This window comes from Saccharopolyspora oryzae (assembly GCF_027853915.1).
GTDB classification, from domain to species: Bacteria; Actinomycetota; Actinomycetes; order Mycobacteriales; family Pseudonocardiaceae; genus Saccharopolyspora; species Saccharopolyspora oryzae.
This window is the reverse complement of the sequence record NZ_JAQGLA010000108.1, coordinates 1-20,567: the sequence shown is the minus strand read 5'-3', so window position 1 is coordinate 20,567 and position 20,567 is coordinate 1. Positions and strand designations below refer to the sequence as shown.

At 70.7% G+C, this 20,567-nt stretch carries 19 protein-coding genes; 3 read left to right on the top strand and 16 right to left on the bottom strand.

Annotation, left to right across the window (positions count from 1 at the left end; translation table 11 throughout):
* From OU415_RS34600 to OU415_RS34550, 11 genes are all read right to left on the bottom strand, one after another.
* On the bottom strand, nt 1-2,558 hold a 2,558-nt coding region (locus OU415_RS34600), incomplete at its 3' end, for an NADH-quinone oxidoreductase subunit G (protein ID WP_270953819.1).
* Nucleotides 2,555-3,856, bottom strand: coding sequence for an NADH-quinone oxidoreductase subunit NuoF (nuoF, locus tag OU415_RS34595; protein ID WP_270953818.1), 1,302 nt, complete (start codon nt 3,854-3,856; stop codon nt 2,555-2,557). The genes OU415_RS34600 and nuoF, both read right to left, overlap by 4 nt.
* Nucleotides 3,857-3,863: 7 nt before the next feature.
* Nucleotides 3,864-4,619 (bottom strand): NADH-quinone oxidoreductase subunit NuoE, encoded by a 756-nt coding sequence (nuoE, locus tag OU415_RS34590; protein ID WP_270953817.1) that lies wholly within the window; start codon nt 4,617-4,619, stop codon nt 3,864-3,866.
* On the bottom strand, nt 4,616-5,959 hold the full coding sequence (locus OU415_RS34585; RefSeq protein ID WP_270953816.1) for an NADH-quinone oxidoreductase subunit D: 1,344 nt from the start codon (nt 5,957-5,959) through the stop codon (nt 4,616-4,618). Before OU415_RS34585 ends, nuoE begins: the two co-directional genes overlap by 4 nt.
* Nucleotides 5,960-6,041: 82 nt before the next feature.
* Complete coding sequence (locus tag OU415_RS34580) at nt 6,042-6,755, bottom strand: NADH-quinone oxidoreductase subunit C (protein ID WP_270953815.1); 714 nt, start codon at nt 6,753-6,755, stop codon at nt 6,042-6,044.
* A gap of 6 nt (nt 6,756-6,761) precedes the next feature.
* Entirely contained in the window at nt 6,762-7,436 is a 675-nt protein-coding gene (locus OU415_RS34575) for a NuoB/complex I 20 kDa subunit family protein (protein WP_270953814.1), read from the bottom strand.
* Nucleotides 7,437-7,625: 189 nt separating this feature from the next.
* Nucleotides 7,626-7,991, bottom strand: coding sequence for an NADH-quinone oxidoreductase subunit A (locus OU415_RS34570; protein WP_270953813.1), 366 nt, complete (start codon nt 7,989-7,991; stop codon nt 7,626-7,628).
* A gap of 158 nt (nt 7,992-8,149) precedes the next feature.
* Entirely contained in the window at nt 8,150-9,448 is a 1,299-nt protein-coding gene (locus OU415_RS34565; RefSeq protein WP_270953812.1) for a geranylgeranyl reductase family protein, read from the bottom strand.
* 151 nt (nt 9,449-9,599) lie between these two features.
* Nucleotides 9,600-9,932 (bottom strand): AtuA-related protein, encoded by a 333-nt coding sequence (locus OU415_RS34560; protein WP_270953811.1) that lies wholly within the window; start codon nt 9,930-9,932, stop codon nt 9,600-9,602.
* Entirely contained in the window at nt 9,919-11,226 is a 1,308-nt protein-coding gene (locus tag OU415_RS34555; protein WP_270953810.1) for an acyclic terpene utilization AtuA family protein, read from the bottom strand. Before OU415_RS34555 ends, OU415_RS34560 begins: the two co-directional genes overlap by 14 nt.
* Nucleotides 11,226-12,497 carry a CitMHS family transporter gene (locus OU415_RS34550; RefSeq protein WP_270953809.1) on the bottom strand — a complete coding sequence of 424 codons (1,272 nt, stop codon included), beginning with the start codon at nt 12,495-12,497 and terminating at the stop codon, nt 11,226-11,228. The genes OU415_RS34555 and OU415_RS34550 overlap by 1 nt, the downstream gene beginning before the upstream one ends.
* A 91-nt stretch (nt 12,498-12,588) precedes the next feature.
* Here OU415_RS34550 and OU415_RS34545 point away from each other — a divergent pair, with 91 nt between their 5' ends.
* Nucleotides 12,589-13,512 (top strand): LysR family transcriptional regulator, encoded by a 924-nt coding sequence (locus OU415_RS34545; protein WP_270953808.1) that lies wholly within the window; start codon nt 12,589-12,591, stop codon nt 13,510-13,512.
* Between the two features lie 69 nt (nt 13,513-13,581).
* Here OU415_RS34545 and OU415_RS34540 read toward each other — a convergent pair whose 3' ends face one another.
* Together OU415_RS34540 and OU415_RS34535 are read right to left on the bottom strand one after the other, a co-directional pair.
* Nucleotides 13,582-14,271, bottom strand: a complete 690-nt coding sequence (locus OU415_RS34540) for a demethylmenaquinone methyltransferase (protein ID WP_270953807.1) — start codon at nt 14,269-14,271, stop codon at nt 13,582-13,584.
* A gap of 48 nt (nt 14,272-14,319) precedes the next feature.
* A complete protein-coding gene (locus tag OU415_RS34535) occupies nt 14,320-15,450 on the bottom strand; it encodes a glycosyltransferase family 4 protein (protein WP_408641969.1) in 1,131 nt (376 codons plus the stop codon).
* A gap of 490 nt (nt 15,451-15,940) precedes the next feature.
* Between OU415_RS34535 and OU415_RS34530 the strand changes: the two genes are divergently transcribed.
* Complete coding sequence (locus tag OU415_RS34530) at nt 15,941-16,801, top strand: inositol monophosphatase family protein (protein ID WP_270953805.1); 861 nt, start codon at nt 15,941-15,943, stop codon at nt 16,799-16,801.
* Between the two features lie 31 nt (nt 16,802-16,832).
* Here the strand turns inward: OU415_RS34530 and OU415_RS34525 are convergent, their stop codons facing one another.
* The 3 genes from OU415_RS34525 to OU415_RS34515 form a co-directional block, all read right to left on the bottom strand.
* Complete coding sequence (locus OU415_RS34525) at nt 16,833-17,276, bottom strand: hypothetical protein (protein ID WP_270953804.1); 444 nt, start codon at nt 17,274-17,276, stop codon at nt 16,833-16,835.
* 388 nt (nt 17,277-17,664) lie between these two features.
* Nucleotides 17,665-18,444 (bottom strand): 1,2-phenylacetyl-CoA epoxidase subunit PaaC, encoded by a 780-nt coding sequence (paaC, locus tag OU415_RS34520; protein ID WP_270953803.1) that lies wholly within the window; start codon nt 18,442-18,444, stop codon nt 17,665-17,667.
* A gap of 197 nt (nt 18,445-18,641) precedes the next feature.
* On the bottom strand, nt 18,642-19,139 hold the full coding sequence (locus tag OU415_RS34515) for a DUF3592 domain-containing protein (protein ID WP_270953802.1): 498 nt from the start codon (nt 19,137-19,139) through the stop codon (nt 18,642-18,644).
* A 114-nt stretch (nt 19,140-19,253) separates the two neighbouring features.
* On the opposite strand from OU415_RS34515, the gene OU415_RS34510 reads away from it, so the two are divergent.
* Nucleotides 19,254-20,546 carry an isochorismate synthase gene (locus tag OU415_RS34510; RefSeq protein ID WP_270953801.1) on the top strand — a complete coding sequence of 431 codons (1,293 nt, stop codon included), beginning with the start codon at nt 19,254-19,256 and terminating at the stop codon, nt 20,544-20,546.
* The last annotated feature ends 21 nt before the right edge of the window (nt 20,547-20,567 follow it).

Here is a 20,567-nt window from a genome sequence, read left to right as displayed (position 1 = left end):
GGATCAACCAGAGCGGATCGTCGGCGAGCAGTTCCGCGGTTGGGGTCATGCTCTCCCCCCGTTGAGAGGTGGGTGGTGCCGTGGCCGTTGCTGGCCGCGGGGGTCATCGGCGAGGTGGCGGCGATGTCGACGAGAGCGCCGTGCCCGACGCCGAGCGCCCGGTGCACCTGCGAGGTGCCGGAATCGCTGGGCAGCCACACCACGTCGTCGGGCATCTCGGCGAGCTGCACCGGCAGCACGATCGCGCCCCTCGCGGTGCGGACCTCGACGCGCTGCGCGTGGCCGAGCTCGATGCGCTGCGCGGTGCGCGGTGAGATCACCGCGACGGCGCTGCGCGCGGTGCCGGCCAGGCTCGGCTCCTCGGCCTGCATCGAGCCGTTGTCCAGCAGCTGCCGCCAGGTCGCGAGCACCGCCTGCTCGGGCCCGGGGACCGGAGCGGTGGACGCCGGGACGTCCGGGGCGGGAAGTCCGGCGCCGGTGTTCGGGCCGATGCGGTCGAGCTCAGCTGCCGCGGCGGCCGGGGTCTGGGTGAACAGGTCGGCGTCCATCTCCACCGCGAGGGTGTCCAGGACCCGGCAGTCCGGCAGCGCCCCGGTGCCTTCGATGGTGGTGCGGAACTCGCGGCGGCGGCCTTCCCAGTTCAGGTAGCTGCCGGACTTCTCGACGCTCGGCGCGATGGGCAGCACCACGTCGGCGTGCTCGGTGACCGCGCTGGGCCGCAGCTCGAGGCTGACCACGAAGTCCGCGCTGCGCAGGGCCTGCTCGGCGAGCGCCGGATCGGGCAGGTCGTTCGGGTCGACACCGCCGACGACCAGGCCGGACAGCGCTCCGGATGCGGCGGCGGCGAGGATTCCGGTGAGGTCGCGTCCGACCGCTGCGGGCAGCGGTGCGCCCCAGGCCTGCTCCAGCTCGGCGCGGGCCGCGGCGTCCGCGACCGGCCGGCCGCCGGGCAGCAGCGTCGGCAGCGCACCTGCTTCGAGCGCGCCGCGCTCGCCCGCTCGACGCGGGATCCAGGCGACGCGAGCACCGGTCCGCTGCGCGGCGCGCAGGATCTCCGAGTACAGCCCGGGAACCTCCGCCGCGCGCTCGCCGACGACCAGCACCGCACCCTGCTGCTGGAGGGATTCCTCCACCTCGGGCGGGAGCGATCGCAGCGCGGCGGCTTCTCCGCCCGGCGTGCACGGGACCAGCTCGCCGGTCCGGACCGGACCGCCGTTGTGCGTGATGACCGTGGTCTTCTCCACGCCCGGCGAGACCCACTGCCCGAGGTGGAACACCTTCGTCTTGCCCTTGCGGGCGGCCTTGCGCAGCCGCAGGAAGACGATCGGTGACTCCTCCTCCGGTTCGAAGGCCACGCACAGCACCGCGGGCGCGGACTCCAGCTCCCGGTAGGTGACCCCGGTCCCCGGCGTCGTACCGACCACAGTGGACCCGAGGAACTGCAGCTCCTCGTCGGAGTGCGCCCGCGCCCGGAAGTCGATGTCGTTGGTGCGCAAGGCGATCCGCGCGAACTTCGAGTACGAGTAGGCGTCCTCGACGGTCAACCGGCCACCGGGCAGCACGCCGACGCCGCCGGCGTCGCGCGCCTCGGTCAAGCCCTTCGCCGCGACCTGCAGCGCCTCGGTCCAGGAGGCCTCGCGGAGCTGGCCGTTCTCCCGCACCAGCGGGCGGGTGATGCGGTCAGCGGCGGTGGCGTAGCGGAAGGCGAACCGGCCCTTGTCGCAGATCCACTCCTCGTTGACCTCCGGGTCGTCCGCGGCCAGCCGGCGCATCACCTTGCCGCGCCGCCAGTCGTTGCGGATCTCGCAGCCCGAGGCGCAGTGCTCGCACTGGCCCGGCGTGGACACCAGGTCGAACGGCCGCGACCGGAACCGGTAGGCCGCGCTGGTCAGCGCCCCCACCGGGCAGATCTGGATGGTGTTGCCGGAGAAGTAGGACTGGAACGGCTGCTGCTCGCCGATGCCGATCTGCTGCAGCGCCCCGCGCTCCAGCAGCTCGATGAACGGGTCACCGGCGATCTGCTTGGAGAACCGGGTGCAGCGCTGGCACAGCACGCAGCGCTCGCGGTCCAGCAGCACCTGCGAGGAGATCGGCACCGGCTTGGCGAAGGTCCGCTTGGTGTCGTGGAAGCGGGAATCGGCCCGGCCGTGCTTGAGCGCCTGGTTCTGCAGCGGGCACTCGCCGCCCTTGTCGCAGATCGGGCAGTCCAGCGGGTGGTTGATCAGCAGCAGCTCCATCACGCCCTGCTGCGCCTTGTCCGCCACCGGCGAGGTCCGCTGCGTCTTGACCACCATGCCGTCGGCGACGGTCATCGTGCAGGACGCCTGCGGCTTGGGCATCGGCCGCCCGCCCATCTCCACCTCGACCAGGCACTGCCGGCAGGCCCCCGCGGGGTCCAGCAGCGGGTGGTCGCAGAAGCGCGGGATGGTGATGCCCATCCGCTCCGCGGTGCGGATCAGCAGCTCGCCCTTGGGCGCCTCGACCTCGATCCCGTCGATGGTCAGGCGGACGTAGCCCTCCGGCACCGGGCGGGCTTCGGACTCTGGCGCCATCGTCATCGGGCCGCTCCTACCAGTTCCTGCTGACCGGTCTTGTTCTTCTCGCACAGCGCGAGGAACTCCTCGCGGAAGTACTTGATGCCGCTGACGATCGGGCTCACCGCGCCGTCGCCGAGGGCGCAGAACGAGCGGCCGAAGATGTTGTCGCAGACGTCCAGGAGGGTGTCGATGTCCTCCTCGGTGCCGTGCCCCTCGACCATCCGCTCCAGCACCTGCGCGAGCCAGTAGGTGCCTTCGCGGCAGGGGGTGCACTTGCCGCAGGACTCGTGCTCGTAGAACTGGGTCCACTTCATCACGGCCCACGGCACGGACACCGTCTCGTTGAACACCATCACCGCGGTGGTGCCCAGCATCGACCCGGATTCGGCCGCGCCCTCGAAGTCCAGCGGCACGTCCAGGTGCTCGGCGGTGAACATCGGCGTCGACGAACCGCCCGGCGTCCAGAACTTCAGCGGGACGCCGTCCTTCATGCCGCCCGCCAGCTCCAGCAGCTCCCGCAGCGTGGTGCCCAGCGGCGCCTCGTACTGGCCCGGCCGCTCCACGTGCCCGGAGATCGAGTAGATCTTCGGGCCCGGCGACTTCTCGCTGCCCATCTGGCGGAACCACTCGGCGCCGCCGTTGACGATGAAGGGCACGCTCGCGATGGTCTCGACGTTGTTCACCGTGGTCGGGCAGGCGTAGAGACCCGCGGCGGCGGGGAACGGCGGCTTGAGCCGCGGCTGCCCGCGCTTGCCCTCCAGCGAGTCCAGCAGCGCGGTCTCCTCGCCGCAGATGTAGGCGCCGGCACCCGCGTGCACCACGATGTCCAGGTCGAACCCGGAGTCCAGGATGTTCTTGCCCAGGTAACCGGCCTGGTAGGCCTCGCGCACCGCGTTGTTCAGCCGCCGGATCGGGTGCAGCGCCTCACCGCGCACGTAGATCATGCAGTGGTTGGCGCGCATCGCGTAGCTGGCGATGATGCAACCCTCGATCAGCGAGTGCGGGTCGGCCATCATCAGCGGGATGTCCTTGCAGGTCCCCGGCTCGCCCTCGTCGGCGTTGATCACCAGGTAGTGCGGCTTGGTCGGTTCCTTCGGCATGAAGCTCCACTTCACGCCGGCCGGGAACCCGGCCCCGCCGCGACCGCGCAACCCGGCCGACTTGACCAGCTCGACGAGCTGGTCGGGAGTGCCCTTGAGGGCCTTGGGCAGCGCCGTGTAGCCCTCGAGCTGCTCGTATGTGCGCAGGGTCCAGGAGTTCGGCGACAGCCACCGCTTGGTCAGGACCGGGGTCACCGGGCTGATGCTTGGTCGCGTCATTGCACCCTCACTTCTTCTCCGGCACCGGCGGCAGTTCCACGTCGTCGGGCATGCTCGGCGCGGTCCAGCCGCGCTCGTTGGCCAGCTGCGCGCCGCGCACCGTCTCGACCGCAGCGGACGGACCGGCCACAGTGGACTCGAGGTCGTCGAAGAACCCGGCCAGTTGGCGCTCCGCGCCCCGGAAGTCCGACAGCGCCGGACCGCGCGTCGGCGCCGGTTTCTCCCCGCGCTGCAAGGCCTTCACCACGTCCAGCGCCCCCTCGGGCGTCTGGTTGTCGAAGTACTCGTAGTTCACCTGCATCACCGGCGCGAGGTCGCAGGCCGCCAAGCACTCGGCGTGCTCGAGGGTGATCGAGCCCTCCTCGCCCGGGGTGCCGGCGGTCTCGTCGTGCCCGACGCCCAAGTGCTCGCCGAGCTTGCGGTAGATCGCATCGCCGCCCAGCGCCGCGCACATCGTGTTGGTGCACACGCTGACCAGGTGCTGACCGCACGGCTTGCGCTTGTACATCGTGTAGAACGTCGCGACCGCGCTGACCTCCGCGGTGGACAGCGCCAGCTGGTCGGCGCAGAACTGGATCCCCGCCGCGCTGACGTGCCCCTGCACCGACTGCACGAGGTGCAGCATCGGCAGCAGCGCGGACCGGGACTCCGGGTAGCGCGCGATGATCTGCTGCGCCTCGGCGCGCGTCTTCGCGTCGAACACCGACGTGTCCACGGCGTTGGCCGCGTCTTCCGTCGTGGTGAACTCGAACTGCTCGGTCATCGATCCACCCCGCCCATCACCGGGTCGATGGAGGCGACCGCCGCGATCACGTCGGCCACCAGTCCGCCTTCGCACATCGCGGGCATCGCCTGCAGGTTCACGAAGCTGGGTTCCCGGACGTGCACCCGCATCGGCCGGGTGCCGCCGTCGGAGACCAGGTGCACGCCGAGCTCGCCGCGCGGCGACTCCACCGGCGAGTAGACCTGGCCCGGCGGGACGTCGAAGCCCTCGGTCACCAGCTTGAAGTGGTGGATCAGCGATTCCATCGACTGACCCATGATCTTGCGGACGTGCTCCAGCGAGTTGCCCATGCCGTCCGGACCGATGCTCAGCTTCGACGGCCAGGCGATCTTGGCGTCGTCGACCATGTGCGAGCCGGGCTCCATCTTGTCCACGCACTGCCGGATGATCTTCAGCGACTGGTGGATCTCCTCCAGCCGCAGCACGTACCGGGCGTAGCAGTCGGCATCGGTGCTGGTCGGCACCTCGAACTCGTAGTCCTCGTAACCGCAGTACGGCTCGATCTTGCGCAGGTCCCAAGCCAGTCCGGCCGAGCGCAGCAGCGGTCCGGTGACGCCCAGCTGCAGGCAGCCGTCCAGCGGCAGGAAGCCGACGTCCTTCAGGCGCTGCTTCCAGATCGGCTGGCCGGTGAACAGCTTGTCGTAGGACGGCAGCCGCGAGTCCATCACCTCGATGAACGACAGCACCTTCTGCTGCCAACCGTCCGGCAGGTCCTGGGCGGTGCCGCCCGGCCGGATGAACGCGTGGTTCATCCGCAGGCCGGTGAGGAACTCCAGCAGGTGCAGGACCTCTTCGCGCTCCCGGAAGCCGAAGGTCATGCCGGTGGTCGCGCCGAGCTCCATCGCGCCGGTCGCCAGGAACACCAGGTGCGAGGAGATCCGGTTGAGCTCCATGAGCATCACCCGGAACGTCTGGGCTCGCGGCGGCGCCTCGATGCCCAGCAGCTTCTCGATCCCGAGGCAGTAGGCGGCCTCGTTGTACAGCGGCGCCAGGTAGTCCATCCGCGTCACGAAGGTGACGCCCTGGGTCCAGGTCCGGTACTCGGTGTTCTTCTCGATGCCGGTGTGCAGGTAGCCGATCACCGAGCGGGCCTTGGTGACGGTCTCGCCCTCCAGCTCCAGCACCAGCCGGAGCACGCCGTGCGTCGACGGGTGCTGCGGGCCGAGGTTGATGACGACGCGCTCCTCGCCGGAGGTCTCGTCGATGAACTCGTCCCAGTCCCCACCGGTGACGGTGTAGACCCGGCCCTCGGTCGTCTCCCTGGCTTCGGCGGCCTCGGGGTCGCCGAGCCCGGTGCCGGCCAGTGATTCGGTACTCATCTCCAACACCTCTCCGCGGTGCCGCCGCCCTCCGGGAACGCGATTTCCGTTGGAATCGCGGAAAACCTGCGCGCCCCGGCCATCACGAGTACGACCTGCGCTGGTCTGGTGGTGGGATCTCGGCGCCCTTGTACTCGACCGGGATCCCGCCCAGCGGGTAGTCCTTGCGCTGCGGGTGGCCGTCCCAGTCGTCCGGCATCAGGATCCGGGTCAGCGCCGGGTGGCCGTCGTAGACGATCCCGAACATGTCCCACGCCTCGCGCTCCTGGAAGTCCGCCGTCGGGTACACCTCGACGACGGACGGAACGTGCGGATCCTCCACGTCCACCGCTACTTCCACCCGGATCCGCCGCCGGTAGGTCATCGACGTCAGGTGGCAGACCGAGTGCAGCCGCTGCGGCACCTCCGGCCCGTAGTCCACGCCGGACACCGAGCTGCACAGCTCGAACCGCAGCGCCGGGTCGTCGCGCAGCGTCCGGCAGACCTCGAGCAGGTGCTCGCGGCGCACGTAGAAGGTGATCTCGCCGCGGTCGACGGTCACCTGCTGCACGGTGTCCGCGGGCAGCCCCTGCGCGCCGAGCGCGTCGAACAGCGCGTCCGCAACCTCGTCGAACCAGCCGCCGTAGGGGCGTTCCGCGGCCGACGGCACGTAGGCCGGCAACCGCAGCCCGCCGAAGCCGGAGGTGTCGCCCGAGCCGCGCACGCCGAACATGCCCTGGCGCGCCCGCCCGGCCACCGGGCCGGAGTGCCGGGCCGGTTCCACCGCCCAGCTCTGCTTGGATTCGTTGTCAGCCAACCGAACTCACCTGCCCGCTTTGAGCTCGCGGGGCCGCTGCGGCGAATCAGCGAACGCCCCCGTCGACGGATCGGAGCCCATCTCCCGGCGCTGCGCGGCCTGCTGCCGCTCCGCGCGCCGCCGCTGCGCCGCGTTCTTCGGCGCGTACCGCTCGGAGGACGGGATCATCGGGGTGCGCTCGCCGCTCTCCAGCTTGATCTGCGCGCGCTTGGCGTTGATCGGCTCGTCCATGATCTTGGCGTGCAGCTTGAGGATCGCGTCCAGCAGCATCTCCGGCCGCGGCGGGCACCCCGGCAGGTACATGTCCACCGGAACGACGTGGTCCACGCCCTGCACCACGGCGTAGTTGTTGAACATGCCGCCGGTGGAGGCGCACACCCCCATCGCCAGCACCCAGCGCGGCTCCGGCATCTGGTCGTAGATCTGCCGCAGCACCGGCGCCATCTTGTTGGTGACGCGTCCGGCCACGATCATCAGATCCGCCTGCCGCGGTGTCGCGGAGAACCGCTCCATGCCGAATCTCGCGATGTCGTAGCGGGAACCGCCGACCGTCATCATCTCGATGGCGCAGCAGGCCAGACCGAACGTGGCGGGCCACATCGAGGTCTTCCGCGTCCAGTTGACGAGCTTCTCCACGTTGGCCAACAGGATGCCGTTGGGCAACGACTGCTCCAGCCCCATCACCAACTCCTCTTCCGTCGGAGGGTGGTCACCTTGCTTGAAAGTCGCGAAACCTGGTGATGTTCCCCGGTTTTCCCGATCAGCTCACCGGGGTCGGTCACGTTCGGGGCGGAGCTGCTGCGCGCGTCCACCGCGGCGCTGCTCGCCTTCCTGGTGCTGGGGCCGGTGCGCATCTCCGCTCGCCCCCGGTCAGTTCCAGTCCAGGCCGCCGCGGCGCCACACGTATATGTAGGCGAAACCGACGGTGGCGATGAACAGGACGATCTCGATCACGCCGAACAGGCCCAGGGCGTCCGCGGAGACCGCGAACGGGTAGAGGAAGACCATCTCGATGTCGAAGAGGATGAACAACATCGCGGTCAGGTAGTAGGCCACCGGCATCCGGCCGCCGCCGATCACCGGCTGCGGCGAGGGTTCGATGCCGCACTCGTAGGCGTCGAGCTTGGCCTTGTTGTACCGGCGGGGGCCGACGAGGGGGGCGATCGTGACCGAGAACAGCGCGAAGGCGAACGCCAACGCGAACAACAGCACGAGCGGGATGTAGGGATCGAGCATTCCGCTGCCCTCCTTCGGCGACCCCCGCCGAGACGAAGCTCACGTCTTCGGCGTCGGTGCGCACTCTATGCGGTCGACCGTATCGAATCCGTAGTGAGGCGAACCTAACTTTATGACCTCTCGCACACTTGCTCGCACATCTGACCAGATCTGTGCCATCAGGCGCTAGGGGTGAGACGAGTAGTGGCGCTGATCACACGGTCCATGGCGTCTCCGCCCTTCTCGTCGTGGAGATTTGCCAACAGCTTCAACACGAAACGCATCAACGTGGTCCTCGGTAGACCGTGCTTCGTGGCCGTCCGCATCACCACCGGATTGCCAATCAACTTGCTGAAGATGTTGCCGAGCCGGAAGTAACCGCCCAGCGCCTGCTGCACGGCCACCGGGTACCGGCTCAGCGCCTGCTCCCTGGAGTAGCCGGCCGGACGGGCCAGCGCGTGCACCACGCATTCAGCCGCCAGAGCAGCAGATTCCATCGCATAGGCGATGCCCTCGCCGTTGAACGGGTTGACCATCCCGCCCGCGTCGCCGACCAGCAGCAACCCGTTGCGGTAGTGCGGCGTCCGGTTGAAGCCCATCGGCAGCGCGGCACCGCCGATCCGCCCGGTCGCGTTCTCCTCGCGGAAGCCCCACTCCTCCGGGGTGCCGTCCAGCCAGGAGCGCAGCAGCTGGCGGTAGTCGGTCTTGCCGTAGGCCTTGGAGGTGGACAGGATGCCCAGCCCGACGTTCACCGTCCCGTCGCCCATGCCGAAGATCCAGCCGTAGCCCGGCATCAGCGCCGGCTCGCCCGGGCCCGAGCGGTCCCACAGCTCCAGGTGCGACTCCAGGAAGTCGTCCTTGGTCCGCGGGCTGGTGTAGTAGCGCCGCACGGCCACGCCCATCGGGCGGTCCTCGCGCTTCTCGATGCCCACCGACAGCGCCAACCGCGCGGAGACCCCGTCGCAGGCCACCACCAGCGGCGCCCGGTAGGTGACCGGGGTGCGCTCCGGCCCGGCCTTGGCGGTGACGCCGGTGATCCGGCCGGTCTTCTCGTCGGTGACCGCGCCGGTCACCGTGGTCTGCTGGAGCAGCCGCGCCCCGGCCCGCTGGGCGTTGCGGGCGAGCAGGTCGTCGAAGTCGTTGCGGGGCCGCACCACCCCGTACGGCGGGAAGCTGGCCAGGCTCGGCCAGTCGAGCTCGATCCGCACCCCGCCGCCGACCACGCGCAGGCCGCGGTTGTGCAGCCAGCCCGCCTCCTCGCGGGTGTCGATGCCGAGGTCGATGAGCTGCTTGACGCCTCGCGGGGTGATGCCGTCGCCGCAGACCTTCTCCCGCGGGAAGACGCTCTTCTCCAGAAGCAGGACGTCCAGGCCCGCCCGGGCCAGGTACGTCGCAGCCGTCGATCCGGCCGGCCCGGCACCGACGACGATCACCTCGGCGTCGTCGTCCGGTCGGCGGCGGCTGGTGGCGCTGGTCATGACACTCCTTGAGCTAGTGCATCGCGCGGTGCGGCCACCCCTCCCGGCTGACCGCACCGGGGAACCCGCTTGTGAACGAGTTCACTAACTCCGAGTTTATGCCGGACATAGGCCGCGATCGACCCCTCGAACTACGCCACCCGAGTGACCATCACCCCAGGTGGGCCCCCTGAACCGCCCGATCAGGCGCCCCGAGCGGCATGGCCAGCAGGCGGGAGCTGAGGGTCTTGCCGTGGGTGTCCAGGGCCAGCGAGGTCGTCACGCCGCCGTCGAGGGCTTGGTGGCAGGTGAACTGCAGGGCGCGGAGGTTCGGCAGCTCGCAGCGCAGGACCTCGCCGCGGACGGCCAGGTGCTCGCGCACCCGCTCCGCGGTCACCTCCCGGACCAGCAGCTCGTAGTCCTCGTCGCGGTGCGGGAACAGCGACAGCGTCGAGGTGTCGCCCTTGTCCCCGGCCCGGCAGTGGGCGATGTCATGCAGCAGCACCGTCGGCCTCCAGCACGGTCACGCGGGTGTCCACCTCGGCTCGGGGGATCAGCGTCGACACGATGCCGATCACCTCCCGGACGTCGGTGCGCACACCGCCGCCCCCGGCCGGTCCGTTGGTGTAGAGCGATTCGACCTCGTGGCACACCAGGTCCGCCGCCTCCGGGTCCGGCGCCAGCGCGGCCACCCGCAACCGGCACTCGCCGGTCAGCTCGCCCGATTCCCCGAGCGCGCCGAGGACGTCCGCGCGGATGCGCAGGCCGGTGCCGCGCAGCCGGGTGGTGACGACGTCCGCCGCGAGGCGGGCCCGGCGGGCGGCGTTCGGGCCGGCGTAGGTGATGCCGCACTCCGCGCGGTGCCCGGCCCGGTAGCCGACGCTGACCTTCAGGTCCGCGGGCCGGGGCCGGCCGACGGCGCCGCCGATCCGGACCCGGTCGGCTGCGACCTGGTCCGCCCGCACCTCGCGGAAGTCCAGCACCACGTCGGGCGTCCGGTAGCCCGTCGGATCGGTCACCTCGTAGAGCAGCTGCTCGCGCACGGTCGCGGTGGAGACGACACCGCCGGTGCCCGGGAGCTTGCCGACGACCGCGGAGCCGTCGGACTCCACCTCGGCGTAGGGGAACCCGAGGTCGGCGAGGTCCGGCACGTCCTTGACCCCGGGGTCGGCGACGTAACCACCGGTGACCTGGCCCGCGCACTCCAGGACGTGCCCGACCAGGGTTCCGGCCGCGACGCGCGGCCACTCGTCGAGGTCCCAGCCCAGCCGGTGCGCCATCGGCGCGAGGAACAGCGACGGGTCCGCGACCCGGCCGGTCAGCACCACGTCAGCGCCGGTGTCCAGCGCCGGGAGCAGGGCGTCGGCGCCGAGGTAGGCGTTGGCCGACACGACCTCGCCGTGGTCGGCCAAGGCGACGCCGTCCTCCAGCGCCGGGCGCCGCAGGTCCAGCCGGTCCAGCACGTCGTCGCCGGTGACCACCGCGATCCGCCCGCGCAGCCCCGACCCCACCAGCAGGTCCCGGGTCACCTCGCCCGCTGCCAGCGGGTTCGCCGAGCCCATGTTGGTCACCACGCGGACGCCGTTCGCCACGGCCACCGGCAGCAGCGGCCGGAACCTCGCCCGCAGCCGCGGGTCGTGGCCCAGCGCCGGGTCCCGCAGCCGGCGCTGCTGCCCGAGCGCGATGGTGCGCTCCGCCAGGCACTCCAGCACCAGGTCGTCCAGCTCGGCCCGCTCCGCCAGCTGCACGGCCGGCTCGATCCGGTCCCCGGCGAACCCGGCCCCGCTCCCGATCCGCATCACAACACCCCCGTCAGCAGCGCGACCGCGGTCATCACCAGCGTGGTCCCGAACGCCCATTTGAAGATGAACCGCTGGTGCTCGCCGAGGTCGACCTTGCTCATCCCGAGCAGGATGAACGTCGAAGCGGTCAGCGGGCTGAGCGGGAAACCGGTGGTCATCTGGCCGAGGATGGCCGCCCTGCCGATCGCGGCCGGGTCCCCGCCGAGCGCCGCGGTCGTCTCGGCCAGCACCGGGACCACCCCGTAGTAGAAGGCGTCCGGGGTGAACACCAGGCTGAGCGGCATGCTGGCGACCGCCGTGGCCACCGGCAGCAGCCCGGACGCCGAGTCCGGGACGACCGAGACCAGCCCCTCGGCCATCGCCTGGATCATCCCGGTTCCGGTGAGGATCCCGGTGAACACGCCCGCCGCGAAGATCACCACCACGACCAGCACGACGTTGTAGGCGTGCTTGGTGAACAGCTCCTGCTGCGCGGCCCACGAGGGCCGGTTGACCAGCAGCGCCACCAGGAAGGCGAGCAGGAACAGCACCTCCAGGTCGGCCAGCTGCGCCAGCAGGCACCCCACGAGCACCAGCGTCAGCAGCGCGTTGATCCAGAACCGCACCCGGTCGGCACCAGTCAGCCGGGCCCGCTCGACGGCGGGCACTTCGACGACGCCGAGCCGCTTCCGCTCGCCGCGGCCGATCAGGTAAGCCGCCACCAGCACCCACAGGACACCAGCGGCCATCGCCGGCAGGACCGGCAGGAACAGCTGACCGCTGTCCAGGTGCAGCGCGGCCATCGCGCGGGCCGTCGGACCGCCCCACGGCACCATGTTCATCACGCCCGCGGCCAGGCAGATCACCCCGGCCAGCACGATCCGGCGCATGCCTAGGCGCTGGTAGATCGGCAGCAGCGCGGAGACCGTGATCAGGAACGTGGAGGCCCCGTCGCCGTCCAGCGCGACCAGCAGGGTCAGCAGCGCGGTGCCCACGGTGATCTTCAGCGGATCGCCGCCCGCCCAGCGCAGGATCCGGGCGACCGCCGGGTCGAACAGCCCGGTGTCGACCATCAGGCTGAAGTAGAGCACCGCGAAGGTGATCATGATGGCGACCGGGGCGACGGTGACCAGGCCGTCCGCGATCAACCCGCCCAGCCGGCCGCCGAACCCGCTGACCAGGGCGGCGGCGATCGGGACCAGGGTGAGCGCGAACAGCACCGAAACCCGGCGGGACAGCACCAGCGCCAGGAAGACGCCGACGGTGAGGAATCCGCTGACGGCGAGCATGGGCGACCTCCGTACTCGAACGAAGGCACTGTGATCCGCATCGCTCATGCTGGTCAAGCAATAGTTAATGATAGATTGATGAGCTGTGCGCATGGATCTGACGATGCAGCAGCTCCGGCTGGTGCTGGCGGTGCACGACGCGGGCAGCTTCACGGTCGCCGCCGAACAGCTCCACCTGGCCCAGTCGTCGATGAGCCGAGCCGTCCGGGAGGTCGAGCGGCGGCTCGGGATCACGCTGTTCGAGCGCACCACCCGCAACCTCGTCACCACCCCGGAGGGCGTCGAGTTCTGCCGGGTGGCGCGGCACGTGATCGAGGAGTTCGACGCCGGGATCAACCACTTCGAGGGATTCCTCGCCGGCAACCGCGGCCAGGTGCGCATCGCGGCGCTGCCGTCCCTCGCGGCGATCCTGCTGCCGCCGGTGGTCTCCGCCTACCGCGCAGCGCATCCGGAAGTGGATCTGTCCATTGCGGACGCCATGTCGGACGAGGTGCTGCACCAGGTCCGCACCGGCGCGGTCGACCTCGCCGTCACGGTGGTCGCCGAACCGCTGCCGGACCTGCACGTCAAACCGATCGCCACCGACCGGTTCTGCTGCGTCTTCCCGCCGCAGCACCCGTTCGCCGAGAAGCGCGGCGTCGAGTGGACCGACCTGGCCGGTCAGCCGCACATCGCGTTCGCCCCCAGCAGCAGCATCCGCCAGCACGCCGACCGCGCCTTCGCCGCCGCGAAGGCCCGCCCGGACGTGGTCCTGGAATCCCGCAACATCAGCACCGTCGCGGGCCTGGTCGCAGCGGGACTGGGGGTGGCGGTGATGCCGGGACTGGTGCTGCCGCTCGTCCAGTTCGCCGGGCTCGAACACCGCCCGCTGCGCGAACCCGGAACCAGCCGGCGCATCGCGGTGGTCCGGAACCCGCACCGCCCGCTGGCTGCGGCGGCGGAAGCCTTCATGGCGGCGATCAACCGAGCCCAGCGCACCGCAGCACCACTACCCCCGGAAACGACCTGGCTCTGACAAGTCGCCTCCACGGCTCCGCAAATTCAATGGAAATCGGACATCCAATTTCAATGGAATTTGCGGACCTCAGGACGGCTTTACGGCGCGGTGGACTGCGACTACGCCGCTGGTGAGGTTGCGCCAAGCGACGTTGGTCCAGCCCGACTCGGCGATCAGCTCCGCGAGTTCGCGCTGGTCAGGCCACTCTCGGATCGACTCGGCGAGGTAGACGTAGGCGTCCGGGTTGGACGAGACCGCGCGGGCGATCGACGGCAGCGCGCGCATCAGGTAGTTCATGTAGATCGTCCGGAACGGCTGCCAGGTCGGCGTGGAGAACTCGCACACCACGAGGCGACCGCCCGGGCGCACCACGCGCTGCATCTCCCGCAGGCCTGCCGCGGTGTCGACCAGGTTGCGCAGGCCGAAGGAGATCGTCACCGCGTCGAAGGACTCGTCGGCGAAGGGCAGGCGCAGCGCATCCGCCGCGACCATCGGCACCCCGCGGTGCCGGCCGACCGACAGCATGCCCAGCGAGAAGTCCGCGGCGACGCACCACGCGCCGGACCGGGAGAACTCCTCGGTCGACACGCCGCTACCGGCGGCCAGGTCGAGCACGCGCTCGTCCCGCTTGGGCGACAGCGCCCGCCTGGTGATCTCCCGCCACCGCCGGTCCTGCCCGAAGGACAGCACCGTGTTGGTCAGGTCGTACCTGCGCGCCACACCGTCGAACATCGCGGCGACTTCGCGAGGGTCCTTGTCCAAACCTGCCCGAGACACACCCGCAGCGTACGTGCCTGACCCCGCGTGTCGACCACCACGCCCCGGTCAGGCGGCCATCCGCTGCTCGCCCGCGGTGACCGCGTCGTAGTGCCCGATCAACTGCTGGCACAGCGCAGGCCAGGTACGCCCTTGGACGACCTCGCGCGCAGCCGCGCTGAACTGCCGCCGCCGGTCGGCATCGCGCAGCGCCGCCACCGCCTCGCGCAGCGCCTCCGCGTGGACCTCGACGTCGTGGGCCGGGAGCAGGTAACCGGTGCGACCGTGGTCGACCAGGTCGCGCGGACCGCCCGCGTCCGGGGCGACGACCGGCACGCCCGAGGCCATCGCCTCCTGCACCGCCTGGCAGAACGTCTCGTGCGGGCCGGTGTGCACGAAGACGTCGAGGCTCGCGTAGATCCGCGCCAGGTCGTCCCCGGTCCGCTGCCCGAGGAACACCGCGTCCGGCACCGCACCGGCCAGCCGCTCGCGGTCCGGGCCATCACCCACCACGACCACCCGCACACCGGGCATCCCGCCCAGTGCCGCCAACCGCTCGATGCGCTTCTCCGGCGCCAAGCGGCCGACGTAACCGACCAGCAGCTCGCCGTCCCCGACGAGCTCCCGACGCCAAGCCGAATCCCGGTGCTGCGGCGAGAAGCGCGCCGTGTCCACGCCTCGACCCCACCGGTGGACGCGCGGAATCCCGTGCTGCTGCAACGTTTCCACCGCCCACGTCGACGGCGCCAACGTCCGGTCGGCGGCGCCGTGCAGACGCCTGATCCAGCGCCATGCGGCCCGCGCGGTCAGCCCCAAGCCGTACGACTCGGCGAAACCCGCGACGTCGGTCTGGTAGACCGCGACCGTCGGCACGCCCAACCGCCGCGCCGCCGCCAAACCCCGCGCGCCCACCACGAACGGCGATGCGAGGTGCACGACGTCCGGCCGGAAGTCCTGCAGCCCGCGCAGCAAGCGCCGCGTCGGGAAACCGATCGGCAACGACGACACCACCGGCAGGTCCACCGCGGGCAGGCGGATCACCGGGAACCCCGCGTACTCCTCCGGACCGGCGCCGGGCGCGATGACCAGCGCTGAATCCCCTCGGCGGCGCAAGTGCTCCAGCACTCGCAGCACCGAGTTCGTCACCCCGTTGATCTGCGGCAAGAAGCTCTCGGTCACGATCGCTGTGCGCACGCGCATCACGGTCGCTCCCCGGATCGGCGAGCAGTCGACCGCAACATGACAGAACCACCAACGACAACCGAAGATTTTTCTGTCTCCGGTGGTCGTTTTGCGTGGCGGTGCAAGTAGCGGAACCTCAGCGCCCGCCTGGACTCCGGGTGCCCGACTTTATGTATGCCAATACACGGCAGCCGGGCCGTCCTCGCCAGGCGAACGCTGAGAACCCGCAGCGGTGCCAGCGCCGAGGGTGGGCTATTCGCCTGGCGGCGAATCTAGGCAAAAGATCAAAGACGAATGGGCAGGTTCTGGAGGCGGAGTGCCGCAGGTCGTCGAGAGTGCGCGGATTTCCTGATAGCTCCGGATGGCGCTGTTCATCTGGGAAAACGTTCTTTTGGTGGCATCGGGGCGGGCTTGGCGTGGTTGTGGCTCGCAATCGTGATCTGCCTCTCCACCAGCGGTCACCTGGGCGTTGCGCGCCGGTCACCCGCCGCACGGAACCTGGGGCGGCATGACGGTCCTGCCAACCCCGCCCGCGCAGAGCGACCCGGCACTGGTCTCGCGAGCGTTCGAGGTCGCCGGGCGACTCGCCAACGACGCCGCCGACGTGATCATCGCGACCGCCGGGCGCGGGGCGCAGCCCGCCCCGACCGAGTCCCCGTTCGACTGGGTCACCGACACCGGCCGCACCCTCGAACGGCACACCCGGCGGGTGCTGGCCGACGAATTCCCCGGAATCCCGGTGTTCGGCGAGGAATTCGACGCGGCACCGACCACCGTCGCCGAGCACTGGGCGGCCCGCGCCGGGACGGCCAAGTTCCGCTGGTCGGTCGATCCGGTCGACGGCACCGCCAACTACGTCGCCGGACTTCCCTGGTGCACCTACAGCCTCGCGATGCTCGACGAGCACGGCCCGGTCGTCGGCGTGGTGGCCGACCCGTACCGCACGCAGATCTACGCCGCCGCCCGCGGCCGCGGCATGCGCGCGAACGGAACACCGGTGCGGCTGGGTGAACAACGGGAGACGCGCGGCGGCATCGTGTGCACCGAGCTGACCAAGAACGGCCCGTGGCGGGGCATGGACCGGTTCATCACCAACGCGGCCAGCGCCCAGGTCGGCGTGCGGCTGCTCGGCTCCCCGGCACTGGCGATCACCCAAGTCGCGCTGGGGCACGCGGTAGCCGCGGTGCTCGACTCCTACCAGGAGTGGGACGTCGCCGGAGCGCTCGCGCTGGCCACCGAAGCCGGCGCCACGGTCCTGGACCGGCGGGGCGAACCGAACCCCTTACCCCTGGACGGGCTCCTGGTGACCGCGCCAGGAGCCGCCACCGACGTGCACGACTGGTGGCACCAAGCCGTCACCCACGGCTGAAATCACCGGCTGTGGCCGGGTTTTCGCCCTTTCAGGCTGCGGGGAGGAGGGCTCGGGCCGGCGCGGATTCCGGGGTCGGGCCGAAGACCGCGGACATCGGGCGCAGGAGCGGGAACTGGTCCCGCAGCACCACGACCTGGTGGTGGACCCGGTTCAAGTCCGGGTCGGCGACGAGCTCGACGACGGCCTCCAGGACGTGATCGGTGACCATGCCGAAGCGGACCGCGGCATCCTCCAACTGGCCCCGCACGCGGTGCAGGACCTCTTCGTCGGATCCCGTGCTCGTCAGGCCCCGCCCCAGCTCGGCGAGCGCGCGGACGTTCGGCAGTTCGGCGTCCATGCGGCGGACCACCGCGTGCAGCTGCTGCCTCGCCTGGGCCGAGGACACCGCCTCCACGGCCTGCGCTGCCCGCTGCACCGCCTGCTCGCAGCGGCGGACGTCGTGCAGCCAGCGGTCCTGCGGTCGAACCTGCACGAGCTGCGCTTGGACAGGCGGTACCGGTGCGGGTTGCTGGGGCAGCGAAGCGGGCGCAGTCCGGCGTCTTCCAGTGCTGGCCGCCAGCACCACTCCGGCCCCGCATGCACCCGCGACCAGTGCTATCAGCACTTGCACCCAGAATCCGTCCACGTCCAGTTGTCCTTCCACTCTGCCGCGAGCAGCCGCCCAAACCGGTGTCCCAACCCGCGGATCTCGATCCGACGTGATGTTCCGGACCGAGGTTCCCGAGCGTCTCCGATCAACTCTGCTCCGTTTCCCCGCGGAGTTCTTGGGGAAAAGTACTCAATCTGACCGGTCGCCCTGCCTGCGTAACCGAACCGGAACACGGAAATTTCCCGCATTCGGAGAGACCCGGGACACCCGGTCAGCCGGACCGGGCCAGGTACTGCAGATCGGCGATCAAGAACTCGAACCCTCCGGTGTGCGCACCGTCGCGGCCACCGGGGCGGGCGAACTCGCCGAAGTCGACGGGTTCTGGGCGCTGGAGCCGGGCCACAGAGAAGACCTCGTCGAGCAAGTCGCTCACGTCGTTGCGCACCTTCGCCGGATCGACCGCACATCCGAGGTCCGCCAGCCAGGCCTCCACCGGGTGCGGGACGAACAGCTCAGCGGTCAGCGGCCACACCCGCTGGAACCCGGCCGCCATGCGCCGCGACGAGTTCGCGTTGCCGTCGCCGAACCGGATCACCCACTGCGCCGCGTGATCACGATGCCGGGCGAGCCGGTTCAGCGAGCCAGCCGCCAGGGACGCCAGCACCGCGTCGGTGCTGCCCGCCAACCGCTCGAACACCGCGCACCGCCAGGCCGAGAACAGCAGGAGCCGGGCCATCGTGGCGGGGAAGTCACCGCCGGGCCCCGGACCGCAGTCGATCTCGACGAGGCGGACGTTGCGGAAGTCCTCGGCCGCCCGGAAGTACGCCATGCGGTCTTCGTCCCGCCCCGCTCCCTCGACCTCGCCGGCCCGGTGCAGCAGGATCCGCGCCTGCTCCAGCAGGTCCAGCGCGATCCCGGTGAGCGCCGCGGACTCCTCGAGCTCCAGCGCGCGAACTCCCCACTCGGTCAACCGGTGCGCGAGCACCAGCGCGTCGTCGCCCAACATCGCGCAGTACTGGGAGAGGTCCGAGGCGAGCACTCCCCCGGGCACTGAGCGATCCACAGTGGACATAGATGGCGCGCCGAGCACCCACTGCTGCACATCCGCTGCACTCGCGCGCGATTCCCGGATGTTCATCATGGCGACCTCGCAGGCCGTGCCGAGCCCCAGCGCCGGGGACTATCCACATCGGCCGTCCGACGGGCAAGTCCAGTGTCACACCACCCGACCGGGTTAGGGAAGCCCGTTCAGCGGTTCGCCGAGCGGCGGAACAGCCAGTACAGCGGCAGCAGCACCGCCCACAGCACGGCCAGCATGCTGCCCACCGGCAGCAGCGACAGCGTCGCGTTGCGCCCGGCCACCCGGACCAGGTCGGGGTTCCGCGAGTCGAACTCGACCCGCACCAGCTGCCCGGTCTGCAGGTCCGCCGGGTACAGGACGCCGTTCGGCGGGATGTAGACCCGGCCCTCGTCGGTGTTGAAGCGCACCGCGGTCCGCACCAGCGAGGTGTCGACGACCTCCGCGACCGCGTCGCCCCGGGACTCCTCGATGGTCCGGTCGTTGATGAAGCAGGCGATGATGATGGACAGGCCCATCGCGGTCATCAGCACGCCGAAGATCAGCACGCCGCGCGCGGCACGACGCCAGCCCTTGCGGCGCACCGGTCGCGCAACCGGTCGGTCACCTTCCGTGCTGGATCCGGTCACCGAGTCGGCCGCGTCCGGTACCACCGCGTCGCTCGCCACGGTGACCGATTGTAAGCGCGTCGCCCTGGTGACCCCGCGCGGCTTCCGTGTCGTCCACCTCATCGAGCCGTCGGTGTCGTCCATCTCATCGAGGTCGCCGCATACCCTCCAGGAGTGGCGACTACATCGCGGCTGCTGGTGGCCCGGACACGCCGGCTCGAACCAGGTGACCCCCGACACGACCGCCCGCTGCTTGAGCTGCTGCCCAGCGGGTCGACCCTGAGCTGGGTCCGCGACGGGTCCGGGCTGGTCGGCTGGGGCTGCGCAGCGCGCCTGGAAGTGGACGGCCCGAACCGCTTCACCCAAGCCGACGACTGGTGGCAGCAGCTGTGCGAGCGGACCGAGGTCTTCGACTCGGTGGGCCTGCCCGGGTGCGGCCCAGTGGCGTTCGCGAGCCTGGCCTTCGCCGACGAGCCGGGGCACTCCGTGCTGGTGGTCCCCGAGGTCGTGGTCGGAGAACGCGACGGGGTCCGCTGGATCACCACGATCGGCAACGGCCCGGCCGAGCCCACCCCGCACGAACCGGTCCACCCGCCCGGCACCGTCTCCTACAGCGACGGTCAGCTCTCCGCCACCGGCTACCGGCAGGCGGTGGCCGAAGCCGTGCGCCGGATGCAGGAGCCCGGTGGCCTGGGCAAGGTCGTCCTCGCGCACGACCTGCTGGCCACCACCTCGGAGCCGCTGGACATGCGGTTCCTGCTGCACAACCTGGCCGCCCGCTACCCGTCCTGCTGGACCTTCGCCGTCGACGGGCTGGTCGGGGCCACGCCGGAACTGCTGCTGGAGCGGACCGGCTACGAGGTCCGCTCCCGCGTGCTGGCCGGCACGATCTGGCCGCACGAGGACCACAGCACCGAAGAGCTCGCCGCGGAACTGCTGTCCTCGGAGAAGAACCGCAACGAGCACGCCTACGCCGCGGAGTCCCTGGCCGTGCAGCTGCGCCCGTTCTGCAGCGACCTCACCGTGCCCGACGAGCCCGAGGTGCTCCAGCTGCGCAACGTGATGCACCTGGCCACCAACGTCGAGGGCAAGCTCAGCGACGCCGATGGCCGAGCCGCGTCGCTCCTGCGCATGACCGCTGCGGTGCACCCGACGGCGGCCGTCGGCGGCACACCCACGCCGGACGCGGTGCAGCTGATCAGCGAGCTGGAGGGGATGGACCGGGGCCGCTACGCGGGGCCGGTCGGCTGGCTGGACGGCAGCGGCAACGGCGAACTCGGCATCGCCCTGCGCTGCGCCCAGGTGGAGAACGCCGCTGAGCCCGGCGAGGAAACCGGGCGCAGCGGCGGCAAGGTGCGGCTGTTCGCCGGGTGCGGAATCGTCCCCGACTCCGACCCGGACCTGGAAGTCGCGGAAGCGGAAGCGAAACTGCTCCCGGTCCGAGAAGCCTTGGAAGGCCTCCACTAGCGAGAAGGTGGTGGGCGGGCG